This is a genomic window from Amycolatopsis sp. DG1A-15b, assembly GCF_030285645.1.
Lineage (GTDB): Bacteria > Actinomycetota > Actinomycetes > Mycobacteriales > Pseudonocardiaceae > Amycolatopsis.
This window is the reverse complement of sequence record NZ_CP127296.1, coordinates 6,915,507-6,933,575: the sequence shown is the minus strand read 5'-3', so window position 1 is coordinate 6,933,575 and position 18,069 is coordinate 6,915,507. Positions and strand designations below refer to the sequence as shown.

Annotated in this window: 11 protein-coding genes and 1 pseudogene; all 12 read right to left on the bottom strand. The window is 66.2% G+C overall.

The annotated features are described in order from the left end of the window. Nucleotides 1–274 precede the first annotated feature (274 nt). Nucleotides 275–1,708, bottom strand: coding sequence for an ATP-binding protein (locus QRY02_RS31775; protein ID WP_285986497.1), 1,434 nt, complete (start codon nucleotides 1,706–1,708; stop codon nucleotides 275–277). A gap of 86 nt (nucleotides 1,709–1,794) precedes the next feature. After that, nucleotides 1,795–1,980: a hypothetical protein gene (locus QRY02_RS31770; RefSeq protein ID WP_285986496.1), complete on the bottom strand. Its 186-nt coding sequence runs from the start codon at nucleotides 1,978–1,980 to the stop codon at nucleotides 1,795–1,797. Nucleotides 1,981–2,588: 608 nt separating this feature from the next. Continuing rightward, a pseudogene (locus tag QRY02_RS31765) lies at nucleotides 2,589–2,828 on the bottom strand (GP88 family protein); the annotation flags it as partial. Nucleotides 2,829–3,159: 331 nt separating this feature from the next. Next, nucleotides 3,160–8,466, bottom strand: a complete 5,307-nt coding sequence (locus QRY02_RS31760; protein WP_285986494.1) for a DUF6531 domain-containing protein — start codon at nucleotides 8,464–8,466, stop codon at nucleotides 3,160–3,162. Between the two features lie 391 nt (nucleotides 8,467–8,857). Then, nucleotides 8,858–10,843 carry a hypothetical protein gene (locus tag QRY02_RS31755; RefSeq protein ID WP_285986493.1) on the bottom strand — a complete coding sequence of 662 codons (1,986 nt, stop codon included), beginning with the start codon at nucleotides 10,841–10,843 and terminating at the stop codon, nucleotides 8,858–8,860. Between the two features lie 76 nt (nucleotides 10,844–10,919). Continuing rightward, a complete protein-coding gene (locus tag QRY02_RS31750) occupies nucleotides 10,920–11,174 on the bottom strand; it encodes a helix-turn-helix domain-containing protein (protein ID WP_285986492.1) in 255 nt (84 codons plus the stop codon). A 305-nt stretch (nucleotides 11,175–11,479) separates the two neighbouring features. Beyond that, nucleotides 11,480–12,130, bottom strand: a complete 651-nt coding sequence (locus QRY02_RS31745) for a hypothetical protein (RefSeq protein WP_285986491.1) — start codon at nucleotides 12,128–12,130, stop codon at nucleotides 11,480–11,482. Nucleotides 12,131–12,215: 85 nt separating this feature from the next. Continuing rightward, on the bottom strand, nucleotides 12,216–13,220 hold the full coding sequence (locus tag QRY02_RS31740; protein WP_285986490.1) for a DUF932 domain-containing protein: 1,005 nt from the start codon (nucleotides 13,218–13,220) through the stop codon (nucleotides 12,216–12,218). A gap of 262 nt (nucleotides 13,221–13,482) precedes the next feature. Continuing rightward, nucleotides 13,483–13,794, bottom strand: coding sequence for a hypothetical protein (locus QRY02_RS31735; RefSeq protein ID WP_285986489.1), 312 nt, complete (start codon nucleotides 13,792–13,794; stop codon nucleotides 13,483–13,485). Between the two features lie 295 nt (nucleotides 13,795–14,089). Beyond that, entirely contained in the window at nucleotides 14,090–16,123 is a 2,034-nt protein-coding gene (locus tag QRY02_RS31730; protein WP_285986488.1) for a P-loop NTPase fold protein, read from the bottom strand. A 186-nt stretch (nucleotides 16,124–16,309) separates the two neighbouring features. Then, entirely contained in the window at nucleotides 16,310–16,867 is a 558-nt protein-coding gene (locus QRY02_RS31725; RefSeq protein ID WP_285986487.1) for a hypothetical protein, read from the bottom strand. A 94-nt stretch (nucleotides 16,868–16,961) separates the two neighbouring features. Continuing rightward, nucleotides 16,962–17,954, bottom strand: coding sequence for a DUF4192 family protein (locus QRY02_RS31720; RefSeq protein ID WP_285986486.1), 993 nt, complete (start codon nucleotides 17,952–17,954; stop codon nucleotides 16,962–16,964). Nucleotides 17,955–18,069 lie beyond the last annotated feature (115 nt).

Here is an 18,069-nt window from a genome sequence, read left to right as displayed (position 1 = left end):
GAGAAGCGGAGTGCGGGCGTCCCGGTCGGGACGCACTCGCCCAAGCGGAGCCGCCCGCGTCGGCGGCAAGCCCGCCCCTTCCCTGCCCATCCGCCGCCGACGTCGTGATCGGGCGGGCTTCCGCTGACGCCAGGTTCCGCTAGAGTGCGTCGGCCCGACCGGAACACCCGCACCACCTTTCAGCGCAGCAACACTGTCCGAGCCTCCCTGCCTAGCCCTGCTGCAGCGGGCTTATCGCGATCGGGCTCTTGCTCCGGTCATCTCATGGTTCAGCTCATCTCGGAGCCGGATTCCGCAGCAGGCTCAGCATTCCGCTGCGGTGGGAGAGCGTCAGCCAGATGTCGGCGATGTCCGGGTGCGCCCGGCCGTGTCGGATCGCGTCTTCCAGCTCCCGTACAGCGTCGGCGGGGAGGCCGGCGATCGCTTTCGTGTAGTCGATCTTGGTGCCGGGTTCCGGTGCGGCACCCCACCGGTAGCGCGCGCGTTCCCGCGCTCGGGCGACGCCCTCCCGCAGCGACTCCAGGGACGGCAGCGACGGATCGGGCTCGGCGACGGTGACCTCCCGCACGAACAGGTCGACGCGGTCGAGCAGCCACAGCGGGATCCGGGCGAGGTAGCGCGCCCGCTGCGCCGGGGTGCAGCGGCACTTCTTGGCCCGGACGCTGCCGCAGAGGCAGTCGCGGGCGGTGAACACCACGCGTGCCCCGGCCGGGCGGGATTCGGCACCTGCCGCGGCGGTGATGCCGATCGTGCCGTGCTCCAGCGCCGGACGCAGCACCTCGACGATGCGCGCGGAAAGCTCGGGGAGGTCCTCGACGGTCAGGACGCCGCGGTGGGCCAGCGTCAGCAGTCCCGGGCGACTGAGTGATCCGGCTACCGCGGCGATCGTGTCGTCGGGCAGCAGGGGAACTCCGGGCGGCCGGAGGTGCTCGCTGCGGTCAGGGGCAGGTTCGCCGGCCAGGAAGTGCCACGTGCTGACCTCGAGCGCCTCGGTGTCGGTGAGGTCGGCCATTAGCGCCCGGATCAACCGTGGCAGCAAGAGGATCGGGGTGCCGGGAGCCGCGACGTGCAGGGTGTGGTGACCGCCGGCTGCGGCGACCGCTGCGGCCCGGACCGCCGTGGGCGACAGCCGGGCCCAGGCTTCAGGCGTCCACGACGCGGTAGGCGATGCTCCTTCGCGCGACTCGGGTCGCTGGGCCGGGGTGAGTCCGCCGCGCAGCCAGTTGACCAGGTCGTTCAGGCCGGCGACGGGGACGGTGGTGAGGCCGGGGACGTCGCGGGCTTCGGCAGCGTTGGCGGCGGGCACGACCAGGTGGGTGAACCCGGCCACGGCGGCCGCGATCGCTCGCGTCCGCACGTCGGGGACCGGCCGGACGGTGCCGTCGAGACCGAGTTCGCCGATCAGCGCGGTCGCGGTCAGCCGTCGGACTGGTACGGCCTCGGTGGCCAGCAGGGCTGCGGCCGCGGCGGCGAGATCGACGTCGGAGCGCGGGTGCGCGGTGGAGGCGGTCAGGTGCACGACGCCCTCGGGCCACGACAGGCCGCTGTTGCGGATGGCCGCGCGCACCCGGTCGCGGGTCTCGCGCGAGACCGTCGGGCTGAGGCCGTGCACGCGCAGCGTGGCGTCACCGACGCTGAGGTCGGCGCGGATGTCGACGATCCGGGCCTGGGAGTCGTCAAGGGTGACCACACGGGTAAGGGCTTCCATGGCATCGTCCTTCCAGGGAGAAGAAAGGACTCCGGCGCCAGTAGGGCGCCGGAGTCGGGGGCGTGCGGCGGCTGCAGCGCCGAAGGTCAGTGGCAGGTGTCGGGCGTGGCGTGGTCGGCGGCGGCGCGTTCACCGACGAGCGCGGCCAAGGCGAGCGCGTTCTCGACGGTGGCGTCGATGCTGAACCGCACCCGCCGCTGGCGGCCACGCCAGAACGGCTGCAGCACCTGCGCGGTCGCGAACAGCGGCTGACCGTAGGCCCCGACCGACACGGTGCTCGCCCCGGCGCCGGGGTGGTGCCGAACCCCGCCCCGACCGCGGCGAGAACACTGGAAAGGTCGGCGGCGTCGCACGCCCGCCGATGCGCCAGATCCCGGGCTGCATCGATCAGCTCGACCACGTCCGGGATCAGCCGCCGGGCCAGGTCCTTGCCGACCGCGGCGGCGGGCCGGGCCCGCGCCACGGTCACCGACGGCCGGACCATGCCCGCGGGCTGATGGGGACTGAGCTCGGAGTCCAGCCAGGCTTCCAGCACCAGGCGGGTCCGTTCCGCGCGGTAGGAGACGGTCACGCTGATCCACCCGCCGTCGGGGCCGATGAGCGCGGCGTCCTCACCGACACGGCGGGACGTGACGGCGCGCCACGGCTCGCCGAGAACCTCCGCGACCGCACGCAGATACGGCATCAAGTCGTCCGACATCTCCTGAGTCCTTCCGATCGCGAGGTGTGCCGATCCGGTTGCCGGTGCCGTGGTCGCGGCGGGCGCGGTGTCCCGGATGGGCACGTCGTGGAGCCGGTGCAGCGCGGACCGGGCCCGCGGCGGCGTTGCACCTGGCTGCACTGCCAAGCAACAGGCGGCCGCCGTGGTCCCGAGGCGGCGCTACCGTGGGTCTCCGGACGCGCCCGACCGGTCGCCGCCGACCGCTGTGGCTGCCTGGGTGCCGGTTCGGCGAGCGGCGCGGGCGGCCTCGACACCGGCCTGCCAGCGGCTCCACCGGCGCCCGGCCTGGCGGGCCTTGAAGTGCGCGATGTTGTTCGCCGGGATCCCGACCGGTGCCGGTCCGAGTACGGCCAGTAAGTCGGAGCACTCTTGGGAGTGCCAGTCCGCATCGGCGATGTTCCCTGTCAAGTAGGGATGTTGGATCTTTCTCAGCCTGAAGCTGACCTCTTCAGAGGGCCTGGGTTCGGGGGGCATGAGACAGCGAGCTCTATGAGCCCTCGGCCACCGCCGGAGCTGGAAGGCAATGCGCGAGGGCGCAGAGTTGGTCTCCGGATCGCCGTCGCCACGCCAAGACCGCCGCCGTGACGGCGGGCCACACGAAAGAAACACGGATGTGGCCGCGTTCCGGTCGCTGCTGAGATAGGCCCCCGGGGCTGCCGCGGGCCGCTGGGATGACGGGGTCAACGGTGGGTGGCGCGGAAGGCGACCAGGGTCTGAGACACACCACTACTTAGTCACAGGCGCCAAATGGATTGCAGAACTCGTAGCCCACCCAGTCCGTGACATTGTCGTAGGCGTCGGCCGCTTTGCCACCCACCCAGCTCACGCCCTGATAGCCCTTGAAGGCGGCCCAACCGATACCTTCCCCGGCCTCGCTCACCACCGGAAGGTTGGCCACGGCACCTAACCAGAACGCGGCGGTGTCGTTGAGGCCCATCTCGCCGTAGATCTCGCGATTACGGTCCGCACGATCAGCAAGAGCTTCGTGCCACCCAAGCTTCTCGTCGATGAACTGGCCGATCGCGTAGCCGCCTGCCGCGGAGCCCGTTCCCAGGCCCCATGGGCCGAGGAATCCAGCGCCGCGGATGAGCAGGCTTCCGGCGCCGGTCCAACCCACCGCACTCAATCCGGCCCCTAGTAGCGCCGTGGTGCCTACGCCGGAGGAGAATAGGCCGGCGGCGCTGAAGGTTCCGTCTGCGAACCGCTCCTTGCCGCTCTTCTGCGAGCGGAACAGGGCGTCGTAGAGCGATGCCGCGTTGCTCACTACGCCGATCGGGGCGAGGATGGCGTTGAGGAGGCTCATCGAAAGCCGAGCGAACTGCCCCTGGTTGGCAAACAGCCAGGGCAACCCCCTCGACGGAGCGAGGATCACGTCCTCCAGTCGCAGGATGCCGGTCGCGCCCGCCCCGCCGAGCAATCTCGTCACGAGCCGCTGGCCGGGGACAGCCATTCGCTGGAAAGGCTTCAGGAAGCTCTCGAAGAGCCAGGGCCTCCTTGATGCTTCGTCGGCGAATGAGACCGCGGCGCTCAGACCGTTGTCCGAGATTGCAGCCCACCAAGGATTGTCGTACCACGGTTCGTCGTCCTTGTTGCCCGACACGTCGCGGTCTGCGCGCAGTGATGGTGGCGACTTGCTCTCCCCGTACAGATCGACGTAGTCGACCGGGTTCTGGGCGACGTACACGTACAGGGATGGCGAATCGGCGTAGCCGCGAGGGTCGGGCGACTGGAATAGGCCGTCCTCGGGATCCAGCAGGCGACGCCGTGACAGGTACCTTTCCGAGCGCGCCAAGAACACATGTCCCCCGAAGATCGGCGCCTGTCCGAACGCCGACGTCGAACGCTGGAGACCGGCCGGATCGAAGATGGTCGGCGACCCGAAGATCCCGTATCGGTACTGCTCCACCACGTTGCCGGACGGATCGATTAGGGCGCGCAGATTTTTGCGTGGATCGAAGATCGGATACAACGTCCGACCGGACAGGTGCACGGCTACCTGCGAGCCGCTGAAGGGATGCCGGGTGAATTGGCGAACAGGGACTCCGACCTCGTTCTCCTGGTAGACATCGTTTCCGAAGTAGACGAGGGTGCGTACGGGCGTCCCCGCCTCGGTGATGCGGACCGGACGGCCAAGCGCGTCGTATTCGATCTCGGTGATCGTTGCGCCCGCATCGTCGATTTGCCGAATTCGACCCCGAGCATCGGCGCGGTAGACGAAGCGACCGTCGCTCTCGACGACGCCATCGGCATTGAACTGGAACGCTCGCGTGCCGTTGCTCGCGATCCGGTGACCCGACACGTACGTGTAGTTCCTCACGGGCACGCCCGTTTCGGATGCCGTGACCCGCGCGTCGGCCGCGTCATAGCCGAACGCCTCCACGTGGGTGCCGCCCACCGCCGCGGCGGCCGCCGCGCCGAGGATGGCGTCGTGCTGGGCCTGGGTCGTGGCGGGGGCGAAGGCGAATGCAAAGCCGTCTGTCGCTGACGTTAGCCGGTGGCGGCTGTCGAACGAGAAGTAGGAAAGGTCCGGTGCGGTGATCGAAATCGCTTCGAGCTGACGCCAGTTGGCGGCGTTGTAGGCGTATTGGACCGAGGCGACGATCCCGGGCGGCGCGGCCGTCGTGACCGCCACGAGCCGCTTCCGGTCGTCGTACCGATAGGCGTTCGCCAGTCCCGCGCCGAAGGTCGCCTCGCCCATGAAGTTCGGGCCGCTTGGGACGTAGCGGATCAACATCGGCCCGACGCCCAGCGTGCCGGGGGCGGTCTGATCGATGGAGGCGATGATGCCGTTGAGGTCGTAGGCCTGGACCTCGGCTCTGCCGTCCGGCCAGTGGCGATGCGCCCTCCCGACCGCGTCGTCGTAGGCCAGTGCCACGGTTCCGCCGATGCCCGCTTCTTCGACGAGGCGGCCGAGGCTGTCGTAGGTGCGTCGCACCGCGGAGCCGCCGCCGGCGACGGCGGAGGTCATGCGGTCGAAGCCGTCGTAACCGAATGTGTGTGTCGCGACCGGCATCAGCGGCGGCGGCACGCCGACGTTCTCGACCCGTACGGTCCGGTTCGCGCCGTCGTACGCGTAGTCGAAGACGGCGCCGGTCCCCATGTATTCGCGGACGATCTGATCGAGATCGTTGTAGACGCGGCCGATGCTCAGGCCGTTGGGATACAGCGTCTGCTCGAGCCGGCCGACGCTGTCGTAGCGGTACGTCGACACCTCGCCCAGTGGATCCGTGAACGTGATCAGGCGATCCTGGTCGTCGTACGCCCACCGACGTTCGATGTTCAGGCCACTGGGATCGACCTGCTCCGCGGTCTGATTGCCGAAGGGGTCGTACCGCTTCACGACGACGTGACCGATCTGGTTCGTCGTCCGGACGACCAGATCGCGATCGTCGTACCCGAGGAGCTCGAACGTCCCATCGGGCGTCCGCTCGCGGACACGCCGATTCCGAGCGTCGAAGTCGTACTCCTTGCGGATCACCGAAACGCTGGTGTCAGGCTCTCGGTGGCGGTTCTCGGCGACCACGACGTTCCCGTTCGGGTCATGCTGCCAGCGGTCGACGTTGCCCATCGGATCGGTCTGCTCGACCACACGCCCGAGCCCGTCGTAGATCCGGGACCACGTACCTCCACGGGGATTCGTAATTGCCTCGACGCGGTCGTTCGCGTCGAACTGGAAGACCGTAGTGCGATCGACCGCCGTAGCGATGTTGCCCGCGAACGATCGCACGACCTCGCGGACTGTCCGGCCACGGAGGTCGTACTCGAACCGCTTCTGGGCCAGGACGCGGGTGGTCCCTGTTCCGTCATCGCCGACCACTTCTTCCGACTCGAGGACGTTGCCACTCTGCCAGGGCCGCCGGACGAGGCTGCCGTTCGGCAATGTCATCTGGCTGAGGCGAGAGAAGCCGTCGTAGTCGTACGTGGTCGTCGAGCCGTGGGTATCGGTCGTTCGAGTGAGGTTTCCGGCCCGATCGTACGTCCAGCGCCGACGCAGGCGTGTGCCGTCGCGTCCCTGGAGCTCCTCACGAACCAGCAGGCCGCGCTCGTCGTATATCCGGGCGAGACGGCTGCCGTCTGGGTATGTGGTGAGGGCCGGGCGGCCGCGGTAGTCGCTCCGGACCTGGACAATCCGGGCCGCCGCCGTGTTGACGGCCTGGCGGTGCCGCACCGGGTAGCCGAGGACGTCTCGCTCGAGCTCGTCACGGATGCGGCCCCCTGCGAACGACGGGTCCGTGTAAGTCCCCGCGGGCCGCTCGGAGGCAACCAGAAACCCGTCCGCGTCGTATTGATATTCCACCGCAGCCACGCTCGTGCCGCCCGACGGAATGGCGGTCTCGAGGAGCCCGAGGGCGTTGAAACGCTGCTGGCCTTGATGCCTATTGCCGTCCGTGATCGTCGACGGATAGCCGTGGACGTCGTACGCGATCCGCCGCTCGACGCCGAGAACTCCCGCGTCGGACGTGGTCTTGATCAGGGCGCCTCGATGTGGGCCGGCGGCCTCATATTCGAACTGGTTCCGCGTCCCATCCGGCAGGACCACTTCGGTCAGCTGCCCACGATTGTTGTGGGCGTATCGGGTTCGCGACTGCTGGGTAGCACCGGACGGCAGCGTGACGGCCGGCTGGATCAGCTCGACGAGCTTGCCCGTGTTCGCGGGAGCGGCCGGCGTGACGTCGAAGTCGTAGCGGTACCGGGTCAGGGCGCCCTGCTCGTTCTGCTCTGCGACGAGCAACTGATACTGCGGCTCGTACTGGCCACGCCATACGATCCTGCTCGGCGATGGGAAGCCGGCGGCTGCTGTCAGCTCCTTCTGCAACAGGCGTCCGCGCATTCGTGGATCGGCGTTGGTGTGATCGAAGGAGTACAGCTCCTGGCTGCCGTCCGGATGGGTGATTTCGACGAGATTCCCCTGGTCATCCATCCCGTACTGCCAGATGACCACTCGAAACGAGCCGTCCTTGCTCAATCGGAACCGGCGGTCGAGCATGTCCCCCCGATAGTTGAACGTGAAGGTCTCAAGCCCGAACTCCGGAGTCATGACCTCGACCCGGAACGCGGGGACGTTCACGAACAGTCCGTCGGCCGGGACCCACTGCAGCTCGCTGTACCGGTACTGATATTGGAAGCCGCCGACGAGCTGTTCCCTGACGCGTGCGTACGAGGGGTTCGCAGGATCTTCCTCGTACGTGTTCTCAAGGAAGATACGGCATTTTCCGTCGCTGACGCGGACGATGTTGTGTCGAATCTCGGGAGGCGACCAGGTCGGCGCGTAGTGATACTCCTTCCGGATTCCGTCGGGAAAGTAACGCACGCAGGGCGTCGTCACATGGACTAGGTGCATGGCCTCCTCGTCGTGCTCATACGTGAACACTCGGCCCGTGTGATCCCCCACGGAGACGAGCAGCCCACAGACGTCGTAGCCGAACCGGATGACGCGATCGTCATCGTCGCGGACCTCCGCGAGCTTGCCATCGGCGAGGTAGGTGAACCGCAGTCGGTTGCCGTGCCGGTCCGCGATCCAGATCAGCGGGATACGTTCGGGATCGAGCCAGCTCGCAGGGCGCTCGTAGCGGCGAGCACGTCCACCCTGCTCAAGCACGTCGTACACGGGTGCCGGCCCGGGGAGGCGGACGAGCTGTTCGAAGTCGCCGCGCGGCGGCTCAAATCCCGCGCCACCGTTCCGGAAGACCTGTTCGCGCAGGTTGCGCCAGACGGCGACATCGCCCGACGTCAGCTCGCGAAGGTACGAATTGAAGCAATGGTCCCAGTTCCAGCCCATCGGGCCGAAGTAGGGCGCCCCGCTCCGGTAGGTCCGGGTGAAGGCGAAGGGCACGGCGGCGTTCGGGATCGTGAAGTCGGTTTCCTGGATGACGAACGCGCCGCTGAAGAGATCGACGGGCTCGCCGGTGGATGCACGGCGCTGTGGCTGGTCGGCACCGTGCGTGAAGAGCGGCTCCCCCTGCGGAGGGCGCCGTGGCTCCTCGGTCGGTACGGAGGCGGGGGTGGGGGCGGAGGTTTCGCTGCCCGTCGCGGCCACTCGAGGGTCGGGAGCGCCTTGCTGCGTGGCGCTGTCCCCCGATGATCCTGGATCGGTCTCGCTGGGGTTGGAGGTAGTGGCTGAGGAAGATATCGGGGCCGGCATGGTCGGAATTGCTCCACCCCCGCACTCGGCACGGACCTCATCCATGTCAATGCCCGAGATCCCGCCTCTGCCTGGGTTCGCCGCTAGCGCCGCGTTGTAGGCCGCGATGTACGTGCACGCATCTAACTGCGGCGTGCTTTCCCCCGGGCCAACGTGCTCGACCGGCTTTACGGGGTCGCCGGTCGGATAGTCGAAACCGTTGGCGTTTTCACGTAGGACGAGCTGATATGGAGCAGGCACGGCGTCACCTCGGCTTCAGACACGGCCCGGCCCGTTACCGCGAGCGCTACTTCCGGTCGATCGGCTTGAACTTCACGCCGAGCCACGTCAGGCGGAGGCGCTCCACCTCGGCCTCGGCGAGTCCCGTGGCCCTCGCCAGCTCCGGCGACTTCAAGGACAACAGGTCACCCCGAGTGAAGTCCTCTCGCTTCTTCTGGAGCAGCGCCTCCAGGACCTTGTCGGCGCTCGACGGGATGTCGATCCCGCGCTTGTCCTGGAGCAGTCGCCTTCCCTTGCCGGTCTGTCGGATGCGCATCTCGAGTTGTCGAGTGAAGAAGTGGGACTCCGCGAACCGCTGAGGGCGTGTCGTCGGATCGTTCAGGGTCTTGATGGTTTCGGTCTTGATGTAGTCGCTGAGCTGGTTCACCGCTCGGATAAGGTAATGTGGATCGACGTGCACATTTCCTGCAGACGGCGTCGCCTCGGCATAGCCGGTTTCGAGTGGCGCGATGCCCGGGGCCAACATCCGGTTCCGGCCCTCCGGTTTCTCGGAGCGCGCGAGCAGCTTTAGGACGCTGAATTCGTCAGGCACCCGCCTCACGTTGAGGAGCATCTCCCCCGGCCCGATTACTCCTTTCTCACCTGCACAGCAGCAGAGACCACGCGTCGTGATCATCAGCGATTCCTCTTCGCCGATCTGCTTGATCTTCTCGTCGGACTCGATGTAGACGTTCAGGCGCCGCTGAGCGAGGCCGGTCTGCTGGTCGAGCTGGTCAGCGCAATCGGCAAACCAACCATCACCCTCGTCCTGGATCCAGACGCTGCTGTTCGCCTCGGCATTGATGGTCAAGGTCCGCCGATCGGGACTCAGGACGACCGACGACGACCCGTGGTCATGGACGTTCGTCGCGTCGCCGTACCCGGTGATATGGTAGCCCGATCGAGCGGCGTAGGCGACGCTGTCCGTCACCTTCTTGACGAAATGCTTGTAGTAGATGTCATCCGAGTCGAACCAGTAGTCCACGGTGCAGCGAACCTGTCGACTGACGGCCGTGTCGGCCGTCGAGGGCAGGTCCGCGGACGCGCTCGCAAGGCTGGTCTGCTCGGTCAGCTTATCCGTGTTCATGATCGGCGTCTTGGTGAGGTGGCTCGTGTCCAGGCGGAGGGAGACGCAAAAGTCCTCCTGGTCCAACCGCTGCGACACGATCAGGAAGAACTCCTGGATCCCCTCTACCGGACGGGGTCCGCGCACGAAGCCGGTGGGCTCCTCCAAGGTGTGGGGACGCGGCTGTATGAAGAAGACGGCCCTATTCGTCCCGAGGTGGTAGCTGTCCAGGAGGTGGTACATCTGGGAAAGTTGAGTCGAGAAAGAGTAGGTTTCCCGCTTCTCCTGGCCGACGTCCTGGCTGCGCGAGGACAGGCTCTCGCCCGAGTTGACCCGCTTGGTTCCCCACTGCCCGTTGGGGTTGGAGACCGAAACGCCGTAGCCCGCGGCTTGCGCGCCGAAGCCGCCGCCACCGGTATCGATGTCGAGCACTTCCAGGGACTGGGTGTTGCCGGACGACTTCGTGATGTTCAGTGACTCTATAGACCGCGACTGCTTCTCCTGGGTGTCCGTCGCCATCTCATAAAGCTCTCGCTTCTTCGGCTCGAAGTCCATGATGTAGGGATAGCTCCCCAGAGGCAGGTCTGTTCCGGTGTGAGGGCCCACTGTGACCTGCAAGATCGCGCCGTGGCACGGGTGGTAAGCGTTGAGGAGGTCCTTCAGGCCCGGAATGGTCGACACGTTCACGTCGTCCCAGTCGATCTCGCCCTGGATCTCCTGGTTGATCGGCTGATAGCCGGTGATCGTCGCGGTGACCTTCAGGTACGTGACCCGCTGGTTCGGGTACTCCTGATACTCGTCGGGAGGCACGTACCGAAAAACGGCCAATGAGGTATGCCACTTGGCCGGACGGACGTCGTCGCAGACCTTCGCGTCGAGCATGTCTTCCGTGACGCAGATCCGCTCCCAGGGGATGTCCGTGGGCAGATTCAGCTTAAAGTTCGACATGCCAGCGCCCTCCTTCAGGTCCGGACACTTCGCCGAGTGGGAGTATCATCTGCCGCCGTCCGGTGAGACATCAAGGTTATCCGGCCGCGTCGCGATGGCATAGGGCTTGGGCGCGTTTGTAGTGGCAGAGCACGAATGCCTGCGGGTTGTCGTAGATCATGGCGTGCGCGCGGTTGCGGGCCTTCAGCTTGGCGAGGAGGTTCTTCACGTGGGTACGGATGGTCTCGTGTGACCGGAACTGCCTGAGCGCGATCTGGATGTTGCTCAGGCCGCGGGCGACGTCGTCGAGGACCTCCCGCTCCGTAGCGGTCAGTTTGGCTGACTGGGACATGCTCAGACCTCCGAGGGGCTGGTGGCGAGGCGAGGGGGCTGGCCGGGCAGCGCGGCGCGTGCGCTGACCCGGCCAGCCCCGAACCGGGAGCCGGCTCGCCCGGGGGGAAGGCGTGCCGCTCGGGGATTCCCGGTTCATTCAGGTGGCCTCGCGCGGGGTGGTGTGCGGACGATGCCGGTCACCCAGGTCCCGCCGTGGCACCGGTCAAGGCCCCGTGCCTGCGGCCGGACGTCGATGTGTCGAAGTGGCCTTGACCGGTGTCGCGGGACCTGGTCGCCTGATCGAGGCCGCACGACACCGCGAGGTCACGGGTGCCCGGGAGCCACGGCGTCGGTCGCGAGATCGCGATCGGCCGTCCATGCAATGAGGGCGTCGGCGGCGGCGTGGACGGAGTCGTAGCGGGGCTGCTCGACGTCGGGCAGATCGGGACGTAGCACGGATCCGCTGAGGTTGCGGGGTTCGTAGCGGTCGAGCACGCCAGCGGTGACGCGCCGGACGGTCCCGACGGCGCGGCCGTCGACGCGCACCTGCCAGAGGTGATCGAACCGGTACACCGCGCGGGCCGGTGCGGTGCGCGGGTGGTGCTCGGGGTAGCGGTAGGCGGCCCACCAGTTGGTGATAGAGCAGTCGATGACGTGGTCGCCGGCGTTGACGATCGCGGTGACCGTGTCGCGGGCCAGCGCCGGGCCGACGAGGTCGGCCAGCATCGTGAACGCATCCCGCGCCTCACTGATCGCGGCCAGCACCGGCGCGGCCTGCTCCCGCAGCGCTGTCGCGTTCAGGTGCCCGAGTTCGGTGTTGCGGTCGGCGTAGGCGCGCTCGTTGGTGAACCCGCGGATCCAGCGAGGGGCGAGGGCGTCCAGGCAGGCGATGCAGTCGTGGCAGCGGTAGATGCTCGGGCGGACACCGCTATCGAGATTCCGTGTCCGGTGTTCGTGCAGCCGTCGGTGCCGCACGTCATCGGTGTGATGGTGCTGGTGCTCATGGCGCGGGTCCTTTCATGAGCCGGAACGGCGAGCGAGGGCGGGGACCGGAGAGCGTTCAGACGGCGGCGAGGACCTTGTGCAGGGTCGCGGCGGCGGTGCGGTCGTGCTTGCCCAGTTCACCTGTCATCACCCGGGTCATGTTCCGTTCGGCACGGCTGGCACCGCGGATGACGGCCTCGTGGTTCAGGTGGGTGTTGACTGCCTGCACCACACCCCACCCGGTGTTCTTCCACGGGCTGACCCGACTGTCGCTGGTCCACAACCGGGTCAGCGCCGATCGCTTATTGACGGCGTTGGTGCGCCCCCGGCCCGGCTCGGCGGGAATCGGAGTGTGGGCGTCCAGGAAGGCTTTCCAGGCGTGGTCGGTGACCGTGGTCTGACACAGTTTCTTGACCTCGGCGGCGAAGTCCTCGGCGACGGTGTGCACGATCTGCAGGGCCTCACGGGCGGAAAGCAGCTGCAGCGCGCTGTTGCGCGTGTGGACGATGGCGACTTCCTGGCCGTCTTCGCGCAGCCCGATGTTCATGGTGTTGTCACAGACGACGTTGGTGACGACGCGCTTGTAGCGGGTCTTGAGGCTGGCATCGTGGCTGGAGCAGGCGAGCAGGTTGGGCCGGAACTCCACCCCTTCGGGGGTGATGGTGTTGTCGGGGACTTCGACGCTGACCCAGGCTTGCTTGCGTTCGCGCAGCAGTCCGGCGGAGCCGATGGCGAGGCCGTCGTCGAGCAGTGCGGCGACGTTGTCCAGCAGCCAGGTGCTGTACTGGTGGATGCCGTATTCGTCGGTGTGGATGGCGAGAAGGTCGCCGGTGTCGGAGGTGGTGACGCCCAAGTGGTGCTCGGCGAGGCGGAGCCCGAACCGGTCTTCGACGAACACCCGGGCCGGCTCGGCGCTCCAGCCGAACAGGCGTCGTTTGACCTCGGTGATGGGGATCGGGCCGGGGTAGTGGTTCGGTTCAGTTCCTTGGTGGTCGGCGCGGTAGTGCCAGGCGTGGCCGCGTTGGTCGGTGAATCCGATGAGGACGTTGGTGTTGAGCCACGTGCTGGTTTCCTTCGACACGGTCAGAGTCCTCTCTTCGTGGCCGGTGTTTGGCCCGCTGCACGGGGGCGGCGGGCTCGCGGGTGGACGGCCACGGCTCACCAGGCCGAGCGCCGGCGGTGCACAACGCCCCGGAACCGCGGAGTGAGCCGGTGCTGTGGACAGGTGGCGGTGCACCGCCGGCGCGGGCCTGGTTCCCTCGGTCCGGTCACACCGCGACGGCCGAACGCCCGGCACCCCGGAACCGCCGATCCACCGGGAGCGCGAGAGGCGTGCCGGGATGTCACCTAACCCGATCTTGCGCCGTGGCGGGTGATCCCACCTGGAGACGGCGTCGACGATCTTCAGGCCGCTCGCCGAGTCCGAGCAGGCGCAGGACGTGTTCGATGTCCAGCTCGGTAAGGGCCGATGCGACGGCGGAGCCGGTGTGCAGATCGCGCAGCGGCAGCGGGTGGGTCTGGCCGCTGCGGCGGTGCTTGAGAGTCGCCACATCCCCGTGTTTGGCGCGGAAATCTTGTTCGAGCTGGGCGTACCAGGCGAACCGATCGGGAAAGACGTCCCGGGTGCGCCGCCAGTGGGCCTGACCCCCGCGCACACAGAGGCCGCCGCAGTCTATTGACCGGACTTGGGGGCTAAGCGCTGCGGGTCAGCTGGAGTGCTGGCAGTCACCCAGCGGGACGCCATCAGGTCACATCGAAATGCAGACCGAAATGCATTAGCATGTTTCGGGCCGTACATGGTGTCGGACGATAGGTGAACCCGGTACTGCTAAACCTTGATTTGGTCCTGTGCGTCGTATGAAAACTGTTGCAGTCGGGGTGTTCGCATGCCTCCATGCAAACTCTACCTGGAGAGCTGGTCCTCTGACGCAGACGATCGCGGGTCGCGGCTTAAGCGGATGCCAACTCGCTGCCGAGATCGAACCGCCTGGTTGCCTTCAATATGGCCGCCTTCCGCATAGGTTCTGGGCCCGTAATTTCGGTAATCGCGGTTGCGATGTCCTCAAGGATTGACCCGAGACTCGTTAGTCGAGCGTTGGCTGTGTCCCAGAAGGTGTCGAACTTGCTCATGGTGACGGCGAGGTTGATTAGGCGCATGCCAAGCATTGCCTTTGCGCGAAGGATTTCGCCCGCTTGTGATTGGAATGTCAACGACTGCAAATCGTGATCGTCGGACCCCGTGACGGTTTTCGTCAAGTTGTGGAGGTCCCATAAGTGGGTGATATCTGGATCTGCGGGGTTCGCTGTTCGGACGGCCGCTAAGGTGATCTCTCTCAAATCGTGCAGGACGACGTGGGATACAAGATCCACGATGGTCAGGGCCGTGTCGCTTCGGCGCTGTAGCTCGACGGCCATTCGCGCTGTGCGTAGAAGGTCCCTTGCCAAACCGCCGGACCAGGCATGACAAAACATGGCAATTAGTGGGGCAAAGCCTGCCGCTCGAGCCTTGACGACGGCGACGGACTCGTCGAGTGTCAGGTGTCCTGCATTGACGATTACATCAAACGCCGAGTCGAATGCGTCGCGAGTGGGCAGGCCACGCTGTTCGAATGAAGCGAGCGCATCGGTAGATACGGTCACCAAGAAGTGTATGCCCTCGATGTGGAACAAGTCTTTCAGTTCATTTGTGATCGAAACAAGACTCTCCGGCTTATCCAGCTTGTCAAGTTCATCGACGCAGACAACCAATTTGTCATCCGGATGAGCAGAGGCGAAGAGTGTTAGTAGATGGCGGAGCTCCATAACTAAATCAGCATGCGACATGGCGCGACTCTTTGCTTTGACGGAGTCGTCGTCGGCCCCCTCGAAAATTGACCATATTTTGAAGGTATTCTTACTGGTTGTCGTTTGCTCTATTTCCCACTTGAGTAGGTGTTGAATCCGTCGGGCTTGGCGGATGTCGGCTGGTCCTGATTCTAACCCTATCGAAGCGAGGCTATTTATCATGGTGAACACCACGCCAATGACCGAAAAAATGATCATACCCAAGCCGACGGCGAGATAGATATCAATTTTGTTTGCTTCTGAACTTAGGTCTAACAAGCGTAGTAGGGCAAAAATAACGCCCACGACACCTGTGGTCAAAAATGCCGTTCTGCGGGTTCTTCGGACCCGCTTGATTGCAGGTTCCGAGAGAGGGCCTGCGATGAGGCTCGCAATATCGGATAGAAGTCGGCGAATAAATTCACCATCGTTGTACTTGACCGGTGCGGGGATAATGGTCAGATAGCGCGAAAGCATCTCGTCGTTGCGTAATGCACGCATGACAGTTGACTTGCCCGAACCCCGTGATCCGGCAAGGCCGATGGCGGACGAATCGTGGCTTTTCATGAAGCCTTTGACGTAAGCAACTGGGGCTGATGGAGTGATCATCGAGGTGTCCAGTTCGACCAAGCGCGGTGCATCCGTGGGAAATGCCACGATGCCGCGCGGACCCAGCTCCTCGTTGATCGCGGCGGTGACCATCTCTGTAGCTACGGCAGTCAGTTCTCGGCGATGGCGCGCGTGGGCTTCGAAAACCATGCGCTCCATCCGTGCACACTTAGCACGTTCGACAAGGATCGCCCAGGTGGACGCGATTAAAAGAGCTGGTACTGCTGTCCATGCGATCAACGCACCAAAGCGATTGGTTAATGTCGAACTGGGAATCTTCCATATTGCCATTGACAGTATGGCGAATATGGGAACTATTGAGTATAGAAGTATTCGCCATCGTCTTTTTTGTGTGGCTCTACGCAGGTCGAAAAGTTGGTGTGTTTGATTATTAAGCTCGTCGTCGGCGGGCCGAAGGCGCGCTTCGAGAGTGGCGTGTTCGCTCGCGACGCGTTTCAGGAGGACCGCTTTGTGTGCAGCGTAGTGTGCGAATTCTTGCGATGAAAATAACCGGCCTGCTGCATCGGCAACCTTGTTGACTACTTCGGACACGCGATCCTCCTGAGACTGGGGTGACATCAATCCAGTCGTTAGGGTCGGCGAGATGTTACAGTTTGCGAGGACGTGCGATGCGCGCCGAAAGTACCGGTCGTCGAGAGCTGCAAGCGCCGCAACCCGTGACATGCCCCTACCCGTCCGCTCTCATGCTGTGCACGGCGTGTGGTCGAGCCTTATTCGTCAGCTACCAGGTTCAGCGGAGTATGCATGCGTTAGTCCGGGGAAAGTTGTTGTGGTTGAACCCGAAGCGATATAGCCGCGGCGGTTCCAACCCGGCGTTGCGGCACAGGACAGCAGATCGTCCTTGGTGAGGTCGGGATGCTGCATCAGCGGGTATTCGACGCGCCACGGTCGCCACCCGGCTGTGACTGCCGGTGCTCGGCGCTGCTCGTCGGGCTCGAGCCCGACGTAGAGGACGGTGTCGGCTGGGTCGGTGTGCTCAGTCAGCCACCGCCGGCATGGCTTCTGCTTCAGCGATGCAGAGCAAGGGGCGATTCGGGAATTGCCGAGGTAGCTGCGCTGGGTGAACAGCTCGAACGGTATCCGGCCGTCGCTGACCCGGGTGATCGGGATCCCGAGCCGGTGCGAGGCGTCGGCGTTGAAGCGGTAGAGGTCGCTGTCCTCGATCAGTACGTCGGCGAAGAGCAGGGTGATCGGGTCGCCGGGGTGGTCGCGGCGGACGAGTTCGGTGGCGGCCCAGGAACCGATGCCGCCGGACCATTGGATGACGTGATGCACGATGTGGCCTTCGTGACAGGCGGGCCGCAGCGTCCCGGAGCGCGTAAGGACGCCCGGGACGCTGCGCCCGAACTGGTTTGCTGGGGACGTGGGGCTACCAGCGTTTCGCGCTGACCCAGGGCAAGGCGCCGACCTGGCCGGCGGTCTGGTCCAGCTGCTGCTCGACGACCTCGGCGGCGGCGTGCTGCTGGAACAGCAGTCCGACGGTGGCGGCGCCCGGCGCTCCGTGGGCGAGGGCGCAGGCGGTGAGGTGGCGTTCGCCGCGGCGAACGGCGCTGGCCGCGATCAAGGTCGCCAGCCGGGCACGGGCCGCAGGATCTCGGCTGCCGCGGTGGAGGGCCATCCACAGCTGCTCGACCCGCTGCGGGTCGTGCTCGTTCGGCGGCAGGAGCATCGGCCCGTAGACGGCGTTGTCGGCCAGGGCGGTCGTGACTGCGAAGGCGGCAATGTCGTCGACGAGTTCGCCGCGGCCGGCCTGGACGATGGCGTGGGCGACGATCCGGCCCGCTTCGTCCCCGCGCCGCACCAGCTGCGGCACGACCCGGCGGGCGAACCGGCCGAGGTGGGCCGGCAGGGTCTCGCCGGTGTCAGTGAAAGGCAGGCCCCAGGTCGGGGTCGGGGCGTCGCCGCCCAGCTGGACCGGGGCAGCGAAGTCGAGGTCGGCGCGCGGAGCGATGACCGTGCCGAGGTGGGTGGGGCGGCGGTAGTCGCGCCAGGGAGCGCCGGGGCGGGTGTGCGGGGCCCAGTAGCGGCCGAGGACGGTGTGTCCGGTGGTGCTCAGGTCGGCCTCGAGCGCGGCGATCGCGGCCCGCAACGGCGGCCGGTTCCAGGGACGTTCGTCGCTGATCACGACGACGACCAGATCGCAGTTGCGGTCGGTCGGCAGCGCGTTGCGGACGTGGTCGGCCAGCTCTCGGGTGGTCATGCCGCGAACCCGGGTGGCGGGGAAGCTCACCCCGGTCGGCGAGGTCAGCCGCCACGCAAGTGTGCTGTCCGGGGTTCGGGGCAGCACGATGACGTGAAGGGTGTCGGCGCGGGTGTCGGGCAAGGATCCGATCAGTTCACCGGGGGTCAGGTACTGAGTCACGGGTCGGTGCTCCTCGGCTCGGTCTCCCCAGTCAATGAGCCCGGGGAGGCGGTGGCGGCCCACGAAGGTGTGAGCCGCCACCGCCCTGAGCGCGCGTCCGACGGCGGCCCCTGAC